Genomic DNA, 16,381 nt, shown 5'->3' with positions numbered 1-16,381 from the left:
CAATCTGGTCGTTGTGCCCATTGCTTCCTCGACCACGACCTCCGCGCGCCTGTTGTCGTTGCTTTCCCTGCTGCAAGTCCGTCGGGATTGGCCTGGCGAACTGCTCGCGCAGCGGCTGGGTATCAGCGAACGCACCGTGCGCCGCGACGTCGATCGTTTGCGTGAGCTGGGCTACCCGGTCCGTGCGGTCAAGGGGCCCGAGGGGGGTTATCGCCTGGAGGCGGGTAGCGAACTGCCGCCGCTGCGTTTCGATGACGAACAGGCTGTCGCGCTCGCGGTGGCATTACGCATCGCGGTCGGGACCGGCGCGGGCATCGAGGAGGGCGCGACCCGCGCGTTGGCGACGATCCGCCGGGTCCTGCCCTCGCGTTTGCGCCAACACGTGGACGCTCTGGAGATCACCGCGGTCGAAACAACCGCGCGCACAAGCGACTCGCAGGTCGACCCGCCGGTCCTGCTCGCACTGAGCGCCGCCATCCGAACCTGTACGGAGGTGCGATTCGACTACCGATCACCGACACGCTCCGATTCCATCGACTCACAGCCGCCGCGGCGCGTGCAGGCCCATCACCTCGTGGCTCGCGGCGGTCGGTGGTACCTCGTGGGATGGGACCCATCCCGCGAGGACTGGCGCGTCTTTCGCGTCGACCGGATGACGCTCCGGGTCCCCAACGGGCCGCGCTTTGTGTCGAAACACCTACCCGGCGGTGACATCGCCACGTTCCTCTCGGCCCGTTTCAAGGGCTCCGAAACCGAGGACAGCTGGCCGTGTTACGGCGAGGCGATTCTCGAATTGCCTGCTGCACAGGTGGTTCCGTTTGTCGGCGATGGCGTCGTCGAGGAGCTCGGCCCCACTCGAACCAAACTCGGCCTCGGTTCCTGGTCCTGGATCGCCCTCGCCGCGACGCTCGCGCGCTTCGACGCCGAGATCGAGGTCATCACCCCGGACCCACTGCGCACCGCTTTCGCCGAACTGGCCCGCCGCGCCCACCGCACGGCCGGTCGCCCCTGACCGACTGCGAGATGTTCCCGGCCCCGGCGCTTTACGCGAGCCCGGTGGTGCCGACACCCGAACCGCCGAGGAGCAGCGGTGCCGCGCGTCCCGAGGTCGCTTCCGCGCGAGGGTTGGACGGCAGCACCGTCGGTCGGCTCGCCGACTAGCTGGGAATGAGCCCGGACTGTTTCGACGCAGTCGCGTCCGGCAAGGTTCAGGGGATCTGTGCCTCGATGTGGCTGAGTTGGGCGGCGAGGATCTGCTCGAAGGCGGCGGTGCGTTCGGCTCCCAGGGGGCGGATGTCGCGCGCGAAATGGGCTAGGGCGGGGAAGTGTTCGGGGTCGGCGCCGAGTACCGCGACGCGGAATTGCTCCATGCCCTGTTCGTACTCGGCCGGGGCGACGGTGCTGATCCCGGATTCCGCGGCGATCAGCGCGGCGAGGAGGATGGCGAGACGGTGGTAGCGCACCGGCACCTCTGTGTCGGGGAGGCCGGAAACGCGCAGGGCCTGGAGTAGTTCTTCCATCACCAGGCGGGATCCGGTACCGCCGGAGCCGAAACGTCCCCACACCGCGGCGAGTTGGGGTTGTTCGCCGAAGGCTGCGCGTAAACGTAGGGCCACCGCGGTGATGCGTTGTTTCCAATCGCCCTCGGGGCGGTAGTCGTCCATGGCGGCCAGCAGGATTCGGTCGGCCACCGCCCGCAGCAGTTCGGTCTTGTTGCGAAAGTGCCGGTAGAGGCTGGAGGAGTCGGTGCCGAGCACCGACGCGAGCTTGCGCACGCTGAACGACTCGGCGTCGCCGGTGCGTAACAGTTGCGCCGCGGTATCCAGGATCTCGTCGGTCGACCATCGCCTTCGGCCAGTCATCTGTTCCCTTTCGTCCAGTCGAGCATAACCTATGCACTTGCTGTTGCACGCGCCGCGTGCATAATGGGGACAAGACGTTGTCGACTACACCGAGGTCCCGGTGACACCGGGCCCAGGACAGGAAGATCATGAACGAGATCAACACTGCGGCAAGGCCGTTGGCCCCCGACTTCGCGGCGATCACGCGCGAAGAGCTGCTCGCCTACCGCGACGCGGAGAACCGCTTCCGCGCCTCACCCGAGATGCGAGCGATCACCGGCGAACCGCACCAGGACGCGGTGATCACCTGGCAGCAGATCGCGCTGCCCGGCCGCGACCTACCGGTCAGGGTGTACCGGCCGCGGTCGACAGGAGACGGTGATCCCGGAACGGCCCTGCCACTCGTAATCCATGTACACGGAGGCGGTTTCGTGGGGACCGCAGTGCAGTGCGACTGGACCAACAGTCATCTCGCTGCCAGACTGCCCGCCGTCGTCGTCTCGGTGGAGCATCGTCTCCTCGCTCACGACAGTCCGCTGGCGAATGCCGTCGACGACGGCTGGGACGTGCTCGACCACGTGGTACGCCATGCCGTGCGGTGGGGTATCGATCCGGCGCGCGTCGCCGTCTTCGGCGAAAGCTGCGGTGGACTGATCAGCGCCCTGGCGGCCATTCGCGCCAGGGACACCGGGCTCGACCTTGCTGCGCAAGTACTGGTCAACCCCGCGGTCGATGTGTCCGAGACGATGTTCGACTACCCCTCGATCGCCGAGCCCACGGACAGTCCCGGGCTGAACCTGCCGACCTTGCGACTGTTCCAACGACTGGCCATCCCAACGGGTACCGACGGCCGCGTCCTGTCGCCGCTGTACGCGAACCTCGACCGCCTGGCCCCCGCGCTCGTCGTCGTGCCCACCCGGGATCCCGTCGCCGATCACGGCCGCTGCTACGCCGAGTTCCTCCGCGCCGCGGGAACCGACGTGCAGTACACCGAGTATCCGGACGCACGGCACGGGTTCCTCGCGATGCCCGGCGTAGAACCACAGGCCGAGCCCGCCCAGTCGGAGGTTCTCGCGTTTCTTCGTGCGGCGCTGGCGAAGTGAGTGCGAGCCACCGTCCGGTAGACGGCGACCCCCGAGCATGCGAATGACCGGGCCGCGAACACAGGGATTGACACAACCCGACCTTGTGGCGCGATGGCACACGATCGGGTTGCGTGCGGGCATGTCGGTGATCGTGCACTCCTCGCTGTCGCGCATCGGCCGCGTCGAGGGCGCGGCCGCCACCGTCATCGCCAGTCTGCGCACCGTCCTCGGCCCGACCGGCACGCTCGTTGCTCCCACGTTCACCTGGCAGGTCACCGATCCCGCTCCCAGTCGCGTCGGGATCCCCGATGTCGAGGTAATGCGACGGCGCGCGGCGGTACCCACTTATCATCCCGACCTGCCGTCCACCGGCATGGGTGCCGTCGCGGAATCGCTGCGTTGTTTGCCAGGGAGCATGCGCAGCGCGCATCCGCAGGCCTCCGTGGCCGCCATCGGCGCTCGGGCCGCCGACATCGTTCGGCGCCAGACGCTCGGATTCGCGGTGGGACCGACATCGCCGTTCGGTCGCTTGCACGACCTCGGCGGCCATATTCTTCTGCTAGGAGTCGGCCACGACCGCAACACCTTTCTGCATTACGCCGAAACGCTGACACCGAACCCCCGCTTGCGGATTCGCCGCTTTCCCCGAGAGTTCGACGGCGAACGGGTGTGGGTCGAGACGCTCGATGTCGGCAACGACAACGGGCGGCATTTCCCGACCGTCGGTCGCGAATTCGAGGAGCGGGCAGGCATCGAGGAGGTCATGATCGGCGACGCGCCGTGCCGACTGATCCCGGCGCAACCGTTGGTCGACTTCGCGACTCGCCGTCTCACCGAACTACTACACGCCGACCATTCACACGATTCGCTGGATAAACTCCGCCGGGCGTAGGTAGTGTGCGTCGCCAACGCTTTCCCCGGTCCGACGGACGAACAGCGGCGAGATCGAGGTGCCTGCGATCGGCGCGATACTGCGATCACTCTGGAAGGCCAACGATCTGCTCCGGTTCGCTACACCATGATCAGGCATGCCCTCCGCACCTACGCCCGCGACCAACTCAACGACCTCGCCCACCAGTAGCTGGGGGAGTCCCTAGGGCGCCGGACGGACAAGGGCGACAAGGCATCATCGGCTTTCGTGCGTCGTGGCCTAGTCGGGATCGAGGCGGGAACTCTCGCTGCTACCGGGGAATTCGCGCGTCCGGTGGGGGTTGCCGCTGTAACGAGAACCTCGAACAGTCACTCGTCAACGGGATCCGCGCGAGGAGAGCTGATCGCGGATCCCTCGCGATCGGCTTCAGCACCTAGTGGTCGTCTACCCCTGACCGCTTCCCGTCGGCGCCACGGTACTCGTCGGCGGCAGCGCACAAATACGTTGCGCGAACTGGGATTTTATGCCCACTCCTGTGGGCAGTTAGCGTCGGGTTCATGGAGTGGAATTACCGATCGGCCGAGCAGCTCTCGGCCGCCTTGCGCGCAGGTGAAGTGAGCTCGGTGGAGCTGACCGAGGACGCGATCGCGCACATCGAGAGCGACGACAAGACGATCAACGCGATCTGCGTGCCGGACTTCGACCGTGCGCGCGACGCCGCACGCGAGGCCGACCAGGCGCGGGCGCGCGGCGAGGACCGGCCATTGCTGGGCATCCCGCTGACGGTCAAAGAGTCCTACAACGTCGCCGGGCTCCCCACGACCTGGGGTATGCCGCAGTTCGCCGACTATGTGCCGACCGAAGACGCCGTAGCGGTAGCGCGGGTGAAGGCTGCCGGGGCGGTGGTGCTCGGCAAGACCAATGTGCCGCTGATGCTGAAGGATTGGCAGAGCTACAACGACATCTACGGCACCACCAACAACCCGTGGGACCGCACTCGCACCCCCGGCGGATCCTCCGGTGGATCGTCGGCGGCACTGGCCGCCGGATTCGGTGCGCTGTCGCTGGGCTCCGACCTCGCCGGTTCGTTGCGTACGCCCGCGCATTTCTGCGGCATCTACGCGCACAAGCCGTCGTTCGGGCTGGTGGCGACGCGCGGTATGGTTCCGCCACCGGTACAGGCATTGCCTAGCGAAGGAGAGCTTGCGGTCGCGGGTCCGATGGCACGAACCGCCCGTGACCTCACGCTGCTGCTGGATGTCATGGCAGGCCCTGATCCGCTGACGCACGGGGTCGCGTACAACCTGGCGCTGCCGCCCGCGCGGCACCAGGAGCTGCGCGACTTCCGAGTCCTCATCCTCGAGGAGCATCCGGTACTTCCCACCGGTTCCGCCGTACGAGCCGCGCTGAACCGCGTCACAGACGCACTCGCCGCCGACGGCGCCCGCGTCGAACGCCACAGTCCACTGCTACCCGACCTGACCGAAGCCGCCACGCTCTACACGCAATTGATGGTCTCGAATGTCGCCGCGAGTTTCCCCGCGCAGCAGTACGAACAGTTGCGCGCCGCCGCGGCCGGACTCGATGCCGACGATCAGAGTCGTGACGCCGCATGGTTGCGTGGCACGGTGTTCAGTCACCGCGACTGGATCGAAGCGAACAACCTCCGCGAGCGACACCGCCACGGCTGGCGACAACTCTTCGCCGAGTTCGACGCCGTGATATGCCCGATCACACCGACCCCCGCGTTCCCGCACAACCAAGGCCCCAATTCGTGGGAACAGGGAATCGACATCGACGGTGTCGAACACCCCTACGGCGATCAGATGGTCTGGGCCGGTGTAGCGACCATGCCAGGACTTCCCGCCACCGCGATACCCGCGGGTCGAACCCCCGAGGGTTTGCCGGTGGGCGTGCAGCTCATCGGGCCGATGTTCGAGGACCGGACGCCGTTGCGGCTTGCCGAATTGCTCGAGCAGCGGATCGGAGGATTCGAGGCACCCGGGTCTTGACGCGGTGAATCAGCTTCCACCGCAGGAGGTTATGGGTGCACCAGCTTATCGATTCGGATTGCCGCAGGCGATGGGGCTCGACATTCCCTCGCCGGGCGGCGCCCGAAATCAGCGCGTTCGGGGGCTGGGGCGGTCGGTTCGACAGAGCCGCTACCGATTCCGACTCACCGAGAACGTCGTGCATCCGCGCGACAGCACCTCGCCGCGCATGGTGGTCGCCGTGCGTTCCCTGACCAGAAGATTCACCATGTCGTAGCGACCGGGCCGCTCGATCCACCTTTTGGCCGCGATTCCAAGCGTATCGATGATGAACACCGCCTCCGCCTGGTATTTACCTGTCGCCGAATGACTACCACTGTTCACCGGATAGAAGGAGAATTCGATCTTGCCGGACGGCTCGATCGCCAGCCGCAGCCCGGTCTCGCCTTGCGTACAGCTGTAAGTACCAGTCCACACCCCGGCGATCGCCTCCTTCTGGTCCACCGCGGTCCCCGACACCGACCGTGTACACCCGGACAGCACCCCGATCACGCACAGCACCACCACCACGAACCACCGGACCCCCGGCCTCCCACCACCCATACACGGACATTACCGCGACCAGCTCACCGGCGATATACGAGATTCATCAAAACGGTCGACGCGGCGGGCATTCCACATCCGCTGCGGTCGCGTGCCGCTGAAATGTCTGCTGCGGGTACAGGGTTGTCACCCCGTCGACTTCTCCGAGCAATGCTCGAACCGTCGACACCGGTAGGTGTTCCAAAGCAGGAAGGAACACCGCCGCGACGTCCATCCGGCGCACGAGGTCGAGCAGCTCCGCGGTGCGGTTCGGAGTGCTCGCCGTGTGCGTCACGATCAAGTCCATGCGATAGCCGTAGCGAGTTGCCAACGCCCGCAACCGCTTCGCATCCCACTGCTGTGCCTCGCCGGACAAGTCGCCGCGCAGGTACCCGAGCGCGAGAAGCGGTTCATCCTCGCTCACCGCTCCACACGCGGGTCCGGCGTCGCCCGCCCGGCGTCGACCACCGTCCAGAACGCGGCGTGCTTCGCCGCACACGTAGCGGTATCGCAGTCGATGCGTACTTGCATCACACGATGCGCCTGCTCGACGGAATACGGAGCCTCCGGCGCCGCATGACATCCCCGCTTCAGGATCTCGTCGACCGGCACCGCACCGGGAACGTCGACGGGTCGATCGAGTAGCCACGGCAGCAGCCAGAACACGACGCCGAGCAGCGCCAGTGATCCGACGACAACAACGATGGTGATCGCGAGCTCAGACATGCGCGCCCCCTGGTGCACGAGTCGGTTGGCAGAGTTTCCGGACGCCGAGGACAGGCCATTCGAGGCAAGCCTCGTGCTTCCCAATCGGATCGGGGCACACGGTTCGTGCCGCCTGAACTGAGCACACCGCGCCACCCTGCAGGCAAGGAAGGTGGCAAATTACCCGAAAGGGGACTTGCCACCATTGCCTGGTAAGTCACAATGAACCCATGAGCAGGGGGCCTACCAACGAGCCAGTCGACCACGGACTGCACCGCGCAGCCGTGGCCGATGCACTCGCGCGTGAAATCAAACGCCGCCGGGACGAAGCTGGACTCAGTCAGCGTGCGCTCGCCACCCGGATCGGCTACTCACGCCAGTACGTCTCGATGACTGAATGGGAAGACGCCAACCTCCCTTCATCAGAACTTGTTGCAGCCCTGGATAAGGCTCTCGGCGCTGGTGGGGCACTTACCGCGCTACGTGCCGAAATCACAACCAGCCGGCGAACCACTGAGCTTGTCGGCCCCGGCACACCGGCCTCGATACCGTGGGACGAACGATCGTCACGACAGAGATCGCCCGCGATCACCCAACTGTGTGCTGTACTGACCGATTACGGTGCCAGTCACTACCGACCTGTGCCGAGTCGGCCACGTCAGATTCCGTCAGTCGAGTCCTTGGAGCGCGATCTCGAAGTCGCTTTCATCGCGTATCAGCACTCGCACCTCGCCGCTGCGGCAAGTCGCTGCGCGGTGTTACTGCCTGACGCGCAGTCAGTTTCACGACATTGCGAGGAAATAGAGCGTCCGCGGGCGTACCGTTTACTCGCCATGGCCTATCAGTGCACTGCGTCTGTATTGGCGAAAGCGAGTGAAGTGGATGCCGCGTGGATTGCGTCAGAACGTGGTTTGAACGCATCTGATGTTGCCGATAGTCCGTCGGTTCGGGGTTCGTTGATTCGGTCGGTCGCTTTCGCCCTGCTGTCGAGCGGACGTCTTGAACCCGCAATGAGTTTGGTCGACTCAGGTGTAGAGAGCCTGGCAGCCGAGGTACCCGAGAACGACAGCGTCCTGTCGGTTTATGGAACGCTTCTGCTAGTCGGTTCCATCGCGGCCGCACGATTCGGCGATAGGGCTAGAACGCTCGATTATCTGGACAAAGCCAGCAACGCCGCGCAATGTCTAGGGAAAGACGCAAACCACTTGTGGACTGCGTTTGGTCCCACCAACGTTGCTATCCACCGTGTCAATACGGCGGCTGAGCTCGGTGATTTTAAGACTGCACTCGACTCGACAATCAATGTAAACAGCGCGCCCTTGGAACGACGTACGCGTTATCTCCTCGATATCGCTCGCGCACATTGCCTTGGAGGTAACCGCGCCGACGCGCTCAGCACGCTACTGATGGCCGAAAGAATCGCTCCCGAACAAGTTCGACAACATTACTTGAGCAGAAAGGTGGTCATTGCATTGGTGCGTAGCAAGATGGATGGTCCGGTCGAACTCGACAGATTGGCGCGGCGCGTGAACGCTCTCGAGTCGATCTGATGGTAGGTAACCCAGTCGAGCTATTTGCCACACCTCGTCTTGCGGCCGGTGCGCTGTTTGTCGACGGCAACAGCATCCTGCTTGTTCGCAAGACCTATGGCAACCGGTGGGATCTCCCCGGCGGTTATGTCGATAGGGGCGAGTCTCCTGCGTCGGCCTGCGAACGTGAGGTTCGAGAGGAGTTGGGCTTGAACCGGTCGGTGCGTCGATTGCTGGTTCACGACTGGGCGCCGAGCGATTCCGAAGGTGACAAGATCCTGTACATATTCGACTGCGGTGCACTCGGTGACGATGAACAGAAGATGCGCGTCGACGGTGTCGAGATCGACAGAACCGAATGGGTTCCCGTAAACAAGCTGTCCGACTACGTGATTCAGCGACTCGAACGCCGCCTCATCCACGCCTGTCGCTCGTGCAAGTCAGATACCATCGCGTATCTCGAGCACGGCGAACTCCGGACCTGAGTCTCGGGCAGGCCGAGCATGGAAGTCGCCATGACGCTCAGCACCCGTGGCGGTTGGGGTTCTTCACCTCGATGACCAGGCATTGTCAGACGTCCCTGCTCCGCGCTCGAGGGCGTCCCGCGAAGATAACGCCATCACCGCGAGCCGAGCTGCGTAGGGTCGGGGGATGAGCATCGAGTGTTCGACTGTTGTCGCGGTCCCTCGATCCGAAGTTTTCGCGTGGTTCGGACGCCCGGGAGCGTTTGCCCGCCTTGCGCCGCCGTGGCAGCCAGCGTCGCTGGTCGAGGAGGCCGAATCGCTCGCGGACGGGCGGGCGGTGCTCGGCCTACCGGGTGGGCTTCGCTGGGTCGCCCAGCACGAGGCCGCCGCCTATGATCCGCCGTCTCGATTCGCTGACCGGATTTCGCGAGACGGACCGGCTTCGATTCCCGTCGCCAAGGCATTGTCGTGGCATCACGTGCACGAATTCGCCGAAGTCGACCCCACCCATACCAGGGTGATCGACCGGGTGGACACCTGGGTTCCGGAATTCGCGCTCCGCCCCATGTTCGCGTATCGGTACCGCCAGCTCGCCGATGATCTCGACGCCCACGGCAGGGCGGCCGAACGCGGGTTCGCCGCCAAAACGGTTGCGGTGACCGGGTCCTCCGGGCTGATCGGTTCGGCACTGACCGCGTTTCTCACCGCGGGCGGTCACACGGTCGTTCGCTTGGTGCGTCATCAACCTCACGGCAGTGACGAGCGCCGGTGGAACCCCGATGACCCGAACCCGGCGCTGCTCGCGGGGGTGGACGCGGTCATCCATTTGGCGGGTGAGTCGATCGCGGGACGCTTCACCGAGGAGCACAAACGCGCGATCCGCGACAGCAGGGTCGACCCGACCCGCAAGCTCGCCGAGCTCACCGCACGCAGCGGCGTCCCCACATTTGTCTCCGCGTCGGCGATCGGCTACTACGGCAATGATCGCGGCGACGAGGTGCTGACGGAGAACGCCGAGCGCGGCACCGGCTTCCTGGCCGACGTTGTCGCCGATTGGGAGGACGCGGCCAGCGAAGCCGCCACCGGGACCACCCGCGTTGTGTCCGTGCGCACCGGCATCGTGCAGTCGCCACGCGGCGGCGTTCTTCGGCTGCTGCGGCCACTGTTCGCCGCGGGCCTCGGCGGGCGAATCGGCGCGGGCCGTCAATGGATGCCGTGGATCGGCATCGATGACCTCGTCGACATCTATCACCGCGCGCTGTGGGACACCGAGCTGCACGGGCCTGTCAACGCCGTCGCACCGAACCCCGTGCGCAACAACGACTTCACGCGTGCCCTCGGAAAAACACTGCGCCGACCGACACTGCTTCCCGTGCCCGCGTTCGGTCCGGAACTGCTCCTGGGCGGCGAGGGCGCGCAGGAACTCGCGACGGCGAGCCAACGCGTGACACCGCAACGCCTTCTCGGCAGCGACCATGCGTTTCGCGCCGCGGAACTAGAACCCGCGTTGCGTCATGTCCTGGGGCGGGCGCGCCTGGAGTGATCGCGCTGCGCCGAGGCGGCCGGATCTTCCCGGGAGTACACCTCGGCGCCAACAGGCCCGTCGCTGCTTGGTTCGAGCGCTCAGGCTTCGGTCACCAGGTGCACGCCGAAGCCGACGAGGGCGAAGCCCGCGATGGCGTCGAGGCGTTTGCGGATGCGGGGGGTTTGCATCCAGGTGGCGACCTTGCCGGCGGCGGTGACCAGGACGAAGCAGTAGGCGGCGGTGAGCGCTACGTAGATGCTGGCCAAGCCGAGGGTTGTCCAGCCGACGGGGTAGCCGTCGGGGACGAAACCGGGGAGGAAGCTGATGAACAGGATGCCGATCTTCGGGTTCAGGATGTCGGTGAGCAAGCCGGAGCGGAAGCCGGTGGAACGTCCTGTTTGCGCGGTGTTCGACACGTCGACCGCGGCTATCTCGGTGGCGGTGCGGCGCAGGGAGCGCAGCGACTGAATGCCCATCCAGACCAGGTAGCAGGCGCCCGCGATTTTCAGCGCTTCGTAGCCGAACTCGCTGGCACGCAACAGGGCTGACAATCCTAGTGTCGCGGCGATCACCCACACCATGAGCCCGCACAGCACGCCCGCGCTGGTTCGGATGCCGCCGCGACGTCCGCCACGGATGAGGCCGCGCACGATGATCAGGGTGTCCGGGCCTGGGATCAGCACCAGGATGGTCGCGGCGACGAGAAACGACGCGAGTGAAACGAGCATGAGTCGATTTTAGGGTGCCACCAGGCGCGATGCGCGGGCCCCCGAGGAAAGCGAGACGGCCGCCGCGGCCTCCCGAATCGAGAGCGCCGTGACGACCGTGTGCAGCCGAACCCGACCGGTGGCTACTTCGGCTCGAGAACGAAGACCGGAATCTGGCGGTCGGTCTTGAGCTGGTACTCGGCGTAGGGCGGGTACGCCGCGACCGCGCGTTCCCACCACTGCGCACGTTCGTCGCCCTCGACCTCGCGCGCGGTGTATTCCTTGGTGACGGTCCCGTCCTGCAACGGAAATTCGGGGTGCGCCTTGATGTTGTGGTACCACACCGGGTGCTCCTGCGCGCCACCCTTCGACGCGACCGCCGCGTACTTGCCTTCGTGCTCGACGCGCATCAGCGGGGTGTAGCGCAGCTTGCCGCTCTTGGCGCCACGCAGGGTCAGCAACACCACCGGCGAACCCACAACTTCGATGCCCTCGGTGGTCCCGGTCTCGAGAATCTTCTTCGTCTGGTCCTGCACCCAATCGGTGGGGCTGAGTTCCACGCTTTCGTTGCTCATACCCTCATCCAAGGCGTTCGGGCTCGTGGTGATTCCCGCGGGGGGCGGATCTCACAGCATCCGGACCACTCCGCAGACCGGAAAGCGCGGAACTATTGCCCGTCGCCGCGCGCCTCGAGCTCGGTGATCATCCGCCGCTGATGTCGGTGACCGAAAGTCTCGTAACCAATCACCGTGACAAACGGCACGAGCATGACCACGAGCACGCAGACCGCCACCGGAACGCCACCGGCCGCGAGGAGGACGGCCGCGGCCAGTACCGCGAGCGTGCCGACGATCAGCTGGACATGGGCGCGGTCGGCGCGGGAAAGCAGCAGCGTGTGCAGCAGATACACCATCAACAGGTAGATCCCGACCGGCAAAGCCAGCGCCAGCACCACGGCGACGGCGCCGAGTTCCGCGTCGTGTTCGAGGTGCAGTCCCGCCACGTGCAGTCCCGCGCCCGCGCCCGCGATTCCGATGAACAGCGGCAGATGTCCGTAGCCGAAGAGGTATCCCCGTCGCCGACGTAGCTCGAGGATGTCGCCGAACGGCGTCGCGAAATACACCCACCACATGCCGAAGGTGAGCCCGACACCGGCGATGACGACCGCGACCGCGTTGCTGGTCCAATCCAGTCCGTCCTCGCCGCCCAGCAGCCCGCTCGAGGAGGCGACCGTGCCGACCACGCCTTCGCCGAGGGTGATGATCGCGAAGGCGCTGTAGCGCTCCGCGATGTGGTGGGGGTGCCAGGGGGTTCCTCCCGCATCACCCTGCGCCAGCACCGGCAGCAACAGCTCCAGCACACCGAGGACGAGAACCGCGATGATGGTGACGGTGAGCGGCGGTTGACTGAAAGCCAGGACCACCCAACCGATTTGAGCAAGCACCGTCCAGCGGATATTGGCGATCCCCACCGAGCGGAATGCCTCGGACTGGCGTGCAGCGCGCCACCATTGCAGCACCATCGCGATCCGCATCACCACGTATCCGATCACCATGAGCCGTAGCTCCAGTTGATCGCCGTGTTCCACCGAGTGGAACATCGGCGGCAATCCCAGAGCGAACACCACGACACCCACCATTTGCAGCATGGTCAGCACGCGATAGAACCAGTCGTCGGTGTCGAACGCCGAGGCGAACCAGGTGAAGCTGAACCAGGCGACGAAGATCGCGAACATCGCGAGGACAAACGCCGCGATCGACCCGATGACCTGCCCTTGCGCGAGCAATTCGGCGAACTGCGCGGCCGCGGCACTGACCGCGACGACGAAAGTGAGGTCGACCAACAGCTCCAACGGCGAGGCCACACGACCACTCTCGTCGGGGTCACGTCCGGTCATCGGCGCCAAACGATGCGCGATACCGGCGCGCGCACTATTGTCGAACGTTTCGGAATCAGTCACGCCAGCGATCATGGCGCACACAACGACAATGATCGAGCCGAGACGCCGAGCACCTGCGGACCCGACCGCTCACCGACCTCGACATCGACGCCGTCGCCGCCACTTCCTGACCAGCCTGCTTCCGCGTGTGCTGCCGGGGCAGCGGTCGTTGTCATTCCAGTACGTGTCTCAGCAATGAGTCGAGGATGTCGAGGCCGGACGGATGCGAAGCGTTTGCCGCGCAAGGCGTGTATCGCGGCGCTCGTGGGTCCGCTGACTATCCTCGGAGCAGCGCGCAGTGGCGATGGCAAGACCAGCGGTCGGCGACCAGCGCGGGGTCGCCAATTACTTGCTGAATAGATTGCGCTGCTGCGGCATTCGCTGACCTGCGGTAGGTTCGGGGGTGCAATTCGACGGGCAGCCGCGCGGTGGGGCGTCCGGCCGTGGACCAGACAAGTAGGGAACCGGGGGACATTGATATCCGACAGTGAAGTTCTCACGACCACATCGCCGGGCGGTTTCGGCGGACCGCGTCTTGCGATGTACTCGGCGGAGTTCGCGGCCGATCCGCATGCCGCATACCGCCAAATGCGTGACCAGTTCGGTTCGTTGGTGCCGGTGGAGCTGGCGCCAGGGGTCCCAGCCACCTTGGTGGTCGGTTACCAGGCGGCGTTGCAGATCCTCAACGATCCTGAGCACTTTCCCGCCGATCCGCGGACCTGGCAGCGCAATATTCCGGCGGATTGCCCCGTGCTGCCGATGATGGAATGGCGGCCCAACCCCATTCGCAGCGCCGGTCAGGACCACACACGCTACCGGTCGGCGGTCTCCTCGGCGCTGGCCAAGGTCGATCTGCACCGACTACACGCGACGGTCGAACAGATCGCGGTTCCGCTGATCAATTCGTTCTGTGAGACCGGCGAAGCCGATGTGCTCGGCCAGTACGCCCAACCGCTCATCTTCGCCGCCCTGAGCGCGATGCTCGGGGTGACGCCCGAAATCGGTCAGCGCGCATCGGAGGGGATGGCCGCCATCTTCGGGATGGTCGATGCCGCCGCGGGCAACGCGATGCTCGGTGCGGCGTTGCAGGACCTCGTCCAGCTCAAACGCGCGACGCCGGGGGAGGACGTCACAAGCTGGCTGATCCAGCATCCGGTCGGGTTGAGCGATGAAGAGATGATGCAGCAGCTCGTGCTGCTCTACGGTGCGGGGCTCGAGCCACCGCAGCATCTGATCACCAACTCGCTGCTGCTGATGCTGACCGATGACCGATTCGCCGCGACGGTCCTCGATGGCAGCCTCTCGACCAGGGACGCCTTGGACGAGGTCCTGTTCAACGATCCGCCGATGGCGAACTTCTGCATCAGCTATCCGCGCCAGCCGATTCTGGTGGACCGAATGTGGTTGCCCGCGCATCAGCCGGTGGTCGTGAGTATGGCTGCGTGCAACAACGATCCAGCCATTCGGCGAGGCGAAATCCTCGACAACCGTTCGCATCTGGCGTTCAGCGCGGGCCCGCACGCCTGCCCCGCGCGTTCGCCCGCGACGCTGATCGTGCAGGACGCGATCGACCAACTCCTCGACGCGCTCCCGGAATTGGAACTCGCGGTGCCGGTCTCGAAACTCGAGTGGCGACCCGACCCGTTCTACCGGGCTCTGGTCTCGCTGCCGGTCCGGTTCCCACCGAGTCCACCGATCGGGACGGTCGGTTTTTGATAGTCGAGTGAGGAGCTCTCGATGGCCAAGCACACCACTCCCGTGGTCCTCGATCCGACAGGATCGGATATCCAAGGCGAGAGTGCCCGTCTCCGAGAGCGGGGGCCCGCGGCCCTCGTGGAGTTGCCGGGCGGCATTCGAGCGTGGTCGGTCACCGATGCCGCCGTGCTGGAGCAGCTGCTGTCGGGGCCCGACGTGTCGAAGAATGCCAGGCAGCACTGGCCCGCCTTCCGTGACGGCGAAATCGCCGAGGACTGGCCACTTCTCCCATGGGTGGCGGTGAACAATATGTTCACCGCCTACGGCCCCGATCACCGCCGACTACGCAAGATCGTCGCCCCGGCCTTCACGCACCGGCGCACTACGGCACTGGAACCTCGGATCCACGAAATCACCGAGGAACTCCTCGATGGGCTCGCCGCAACCCCTGCGGGCACGCCCACCGATCTGCGGGAACGCTTCGCATACCCCTTGCCGATCCGGGTGATCTGCGAATTGATGGGCGTGCCAGCGGATTTGCGGACGCGGCTACGGCAATGTGTGGACGGGGTCTTCGACACCTCATTGTCGCCCGAGCAATCCCAGGCGAACTACGCCGCGCTCTACGAGCTCATGTTCGAACTCGTCGCTCGCAGGCGCGATCACCCCGGCGACGACATGACGAGTCTGCTCGTCGCCGCCGCCGACGATGTCGATACCCCGCTCACCGAACTGGAGCTGGTCGACACGTTGATGCTGGTGATCGGCGCCGGGCACGAAACAACGGTGAACCTTCTCGACCAGGCGATCTACCAGCTACTGCTGCGCCCGCAGTTGCGGGCACAGCTGCTGGCGGGCCAGGTCGAATGGTCGGCGCTGATCGAGGAGGTGCTGCGCTTCGAAGCACCGCTCGCGCATGTTCCGCTGCGCTTCGCCGTCAGAGACCTGACGGTGGGCGAGGTGGTGATCGCTCAGGGGGAACCGATCCTCGCCGGATACGCCGGTGCCAACCGGGATCCTGCGGTCCACGGCGCCACCGCCGACGAATTCGACCCCACCCGCGCGCTCAAAACCCACCTCGCCTTCGGCTACGGTGCGCACCACTGTCTCGGCGCACCACTGGCCAGGTTGGAGGCAACGATCGCCCTGCCCGCCATCTTCCAGCGATTCCCGGAGATCGAACTCGCCGTCGCCCCAGCGGAACTCGGCGCGGTGGCCAGCTTCATCTCCAACGGACATCACCACCTGCCGGTATATCTGTCGACTCCCCGCGAGCCTCGCACCTGAGCGGGTTCGTCGGCACCAGGTCACGTAGGAGCGGCGGGCCGCCGAACGAGACACCGTGGAAACTGCTATTCGCCTCCGCGCGCCCGACCATTCCGCGTTGTCCGGTGGTCGTGGGAGGCGAGGGTGATCAAGGGCCCGTAATACAACCGCGAGTTCGACC

General features: G+C 65.6%; 16 protein-coding genes. 9 read left to right on the top strand and 7 right to left on the bottom strand.

Annotated features, from left to right (window positions below):
• The first annotated feature begins 13 nt into the window (after window positions 1–13).
• Window positions 14–1,012 carry a helix-turn-helix transcriptional regulator gene (locus ABEA50_RS11450; protein WP_345495254.1) on the top strand — a complete coding sequence of 333 codons (999 nt, stop codon included), beginning with the start codon at window positions 14–16 and terminating at the stop codon, window positions 1,010–1,012.
• A 196-nt stretch (window positions 1,013–1,208) separates the two neighbouring features.
• Here ABEA50_RS11450 and ABEA50_RS11445 read toward each other — a convergent pair whose 3' ends face one another.
• The gene (locus ABEA50_RS11445; protein ID WP_345495253.1) at window positions 1,209–1,862 is read right to left on the bottom strand and encodes a TetR/AcrR family transcriptional regulator; all 654 of its coding nucleotides are present in this window, start codon (window positions 1,860–1,862) and stop codon (window positions 1,209–1,211) included.
• Between the two features lie 128 nt (window positions 1,863–1,990).
• Here ABEA50_RS11445 and ABEA50_RS11440 point away from each other — a divergent pair, with 128 nt between their 5' ends.
• From ABEA50_RS11440 to ABEA50_RS11430, 3 genes are all read left to right on the top strand, one after another.
• Window positions 1,991–2,944 carry an alpha/beta hydrolase gene (locus ABEA50_RS11440; RefSeq protein ID WP_345495252.1) on the top strand — a complete coding sequence of 318 codons (954 nt, stop codon included), beginning with the start codon at window positions 1,991–1,993 and terminating at the stop codon, window positions 2,942–2,944.
• An 85-nt stretch (window positions 2,945–3,029) separates the two neighbouring features.
• Window positions 3,030–3,818: an AAC(3) family N-acetyltransferase gene (locus ABEA50_RS11435; RefSeq protein WP_345495251.1), complete on the top strand. Its 789-nt coding sequence runs from the start codon at window positions 3,030–3,032 to the stop codon at window positions 3,816–3,818.
• A gap of 536 nt (window positions 3,819–4,354) precedes the next feature.
• Window positions 4,355–5,809 (top strand): amidase, encoded by a 1,455-nt coding sequence (locus tag ABEA50_RS11430; protein WP_345495250.1) that lies wholly within the window; start codon window positions 4,355–4,357, stop codon window positions 5,807–5,809.
• A 150-nt stretch (window positions 5,810–5,959) separates the two neighbouring features.
• Here the strand turns inward: ABEA50_RS11430 and ABEA50_RS11425 are convergent, their stop codons facing one another.
• The 3 genes from ABEA50_RS11425 to ABEA50_RS11415 form a co-directional block, all read right to left on the bottom strand.
• Window positions 5,960–6,292 carry a hypothetical protein gene (locus tag ABEA50_RS11425; RefSeq protein WP_345495249.1) on the bottom strand — a complete coding sequence of 111 codons (333 nt, stop codon included), beginning with the start codon at window positions 6,290–6,292 and terminating at the stop codon, window positions 5,960–5,962.
• Window positions 6,293–6,437: 145 nt separating this feature from the next.
• Complete coding sequence (locus ABEA50_RS11420) at window positions 6,438–6,794, bottom strand: hypothetical protein (protein ID WP_345495248.1); 357 nt, start codon at window positions 6,792–6,794, stop codon at window positions 6,438–6,440.
• A complete protein-coding gene (locus ABEA50_RS11415; protein WP_345495247.1) occupies window positions 6,791–7,096 on the bottom strand; it encodes a hypothetical protein in 306 nt (101 codons plus the stop codon). The genes ABEA50_RS11420 and ABEA50_RS11415 overlap by 4 nt, the downstream gene beginning before the upstream one ends.
• A gap of 263 nt (window positions 7,097–7,359) precedes the next feature.
• Between ABEA50_RS11415 and ABEA50_RS11410 the strand changes: the two genes are divergently transcribed.
• From ABEA50_RS11410 to ABEA50_RS11400, 3 genes are all read left to right on the top strand, one after another.
• The gene (locus tag ABEA50_RS11410; protein WP_345495246.1) at window positions 7,360–8,625 is read left to right on the top strand and encodes a helix-turn-helix transcriptional regulator; all 1,266 of its coding nucleotides are present in this window, start codon (window positions 7,360–7,362) and stop codon (window positions 8,623–8,625) included.
• Window positions 8,625–9,089: an NUDIX hydrolase gene (locus ABEA50_RS11405; RefSeq protein WP_345495245.1), complete on the top strand. Its 465-nt coding sequence runs from the start codon at window positions 8,625–8,627 to the stop codon at window positions 9,087–9,089. Before ABEA50_RS11410 ends, ABEA50_RS11405 begins: the two co-directional genes overlap by 1 nt.
• 166 nt (window positions 9,090–9,255) lie before the next feature.
• Entirely contained in the window at window positions 9,256–10,611 is a 1,356-nt protein-coding gene (locus tag ABEA50_RS11400) for a TIGR01777 family oxidoreductase (protein WP_345495244.1), read from the top strand.
• An 80-nt stretch (window positions 10,612–10,691) separates the two neighbouring features.
• On the opposite strand, the gene ABEA50_RS11395 is transcribed toward ABEA50_RS11400, so the two are convergent.
• The 3 genes from ABEA50_RS11395 to ABEA50_RS11385 form a co-directional block, all read right to left on the bottom strand.
• Window positions 10,692–11,321, bottom strand: coding sequence for a LysE family translocator (locus ABEA50_RS11395; protein WP_345495242.1), 630 nt, complete (start codon window positions 11,319–11,321; stop codon window positions 10,692–10,694).
• A gap of 122 nt (window positions 11,322–11,443) precedes the next feature.
• Window positions 11,444–11,875 (bottom strand): nitroreductase family deazaflavin-dependent oxidoreductase, encoded by a 432-nt coding sequence (locus ABEA50_RS11390; RefSeq protein WP_345495241.1) that lies wholly within the window; start codon window positions 11,873–11,875, stop codon window positions 11,444–11,446.
• 92 nt (window positions 11,876–11,967) lie between these two features.
• Window positions 11,968–13,260: a low temperature requirement protein A gene (locus ABEA50_RS11385; protein WP_345495240.1), complete on the bottom strand. Its 1,293-nt coding sequence runs from the start codon at window positions 13,258–13,260 to the stop codon at window positions 11,968–11,970.
• A 519-nt stretch (window positions 13,261–13,779) separates the two neighbouring features.
• Between ABEA50_RS11385 and ABEA50_RS11380 the strand changes: the two genes are divergently transcribed.
• Window positions 13,780–14,955 (top strand): cytochrome P450, encoded by a 1,176-nt coding sequence (locus tag ABEA50_RS11380; protein WP_345495239.1) that lies wholly within the window; start codon window positions 13,780–13,782, stop codon window positions 14,953–14,955.
• Between the two features lie 21 nt (window positions 14,956–14,976).
• The gene (locus ABEA50_RS11375) at window positions 14,977–16,221 is read left to right on the top strand and encodes a cytochrome P450 family protein (RefSeq protein WP_345495238.1); all 1,245 of its coding nucleotides are present in this window, start codon (window positions 14,977–14,979) and stop codon (window positions 16,219–16,221) included.
• Window positions 16,222–16,381: the final 160 nt, after the last annotated feature.

Origin of the sequence: Nocardia callitridis, assembly GCF_039543305.1 — a bacterium.
Lineage (GTDB): Bacteria > Actinomycetota > Actinomycetes > Mycobacteriales > Mycobacteriaceae > Nocardia > Nocardia callitridis.
Note: the sequence above shows the minus strand (reverse complement) of the source record. Positions and strands in the feature narration are given on the sequence as shown.

Bases quoted from the DNA above. Each gene is read 5' to 3' on its own strand.
- ABEA50_RS11445 (WP_345495253.1), bottom strand. From the start codon at position 1,862: ATGACTGGCCGAAGGCGATGGTCGACCGACGAGATCCTGGATACCGCG.
- ABEA50_RS11440 (WP_345495252.1), top strand. From the start codon at position 1,991: ATGAACGAGATCAACACTGCGGCAAGGCCGTTGGCCCCCGACTTCGCG.
- ABEA50_RS11430 (WP_345495250.1), top strand. From the start codon at position 4,355: ATGGAGTGGAATTACCGATCGGCCGAGCAGCTCTCGGCCGCCTTGCGC.
- ABEA50_RS11415 (WP_345495247.1), bottom strand. From the start codon at position 7,096: ATGTCTGAGCTCGCGATCACCATCGTTGTTGTCGTCGGATCACTGGCG.
- ABEA50_RS11405 (WP_345495245.1), top strand. From the start codon at position 8,625: ATGGTAGGTAACCCAGTCGAGCTATTTGCCACACCTCGTCTTGCGGCC.
- ABEA50_RS11400 (WP_345495244.1), top strand. From the start codon at position 9,256: ATGAGCATCGAGTGTTCGACTGTTGTCGCGGTCCCTCGATCCGAAGTT.
- ABEA50_RS11395 (WP_345495242.1), bottom strand. From the start codon at position 11,321: ATGCTCGTTTCACTCGCGTCGTTTCTCGTCGCCGCGACCATCCTGGTG.
- ABEA50_RS11390 (WP_345495241.1), bottom strand. From the start codon at position 11,875: ATGAGCAACGAAAGCGTGGAACTCAGCCCCACCGATTGGGTGCAGGAC.
- ABEA50_RS11380 (WP_345495239.1), top strand. From the start codon at position 13,780: ATGTACTCGGCGGAGTTCGCGGCCGATCCGCATGCCGCATACCGCCAA.
- ABEA50_RS11375 (WP_345495238.1), top strand. From the start codon at position 14,977: ATGGCCAAGCACACCACTCCCGTGGTCCTCGATCCGACAGGATCGGAT.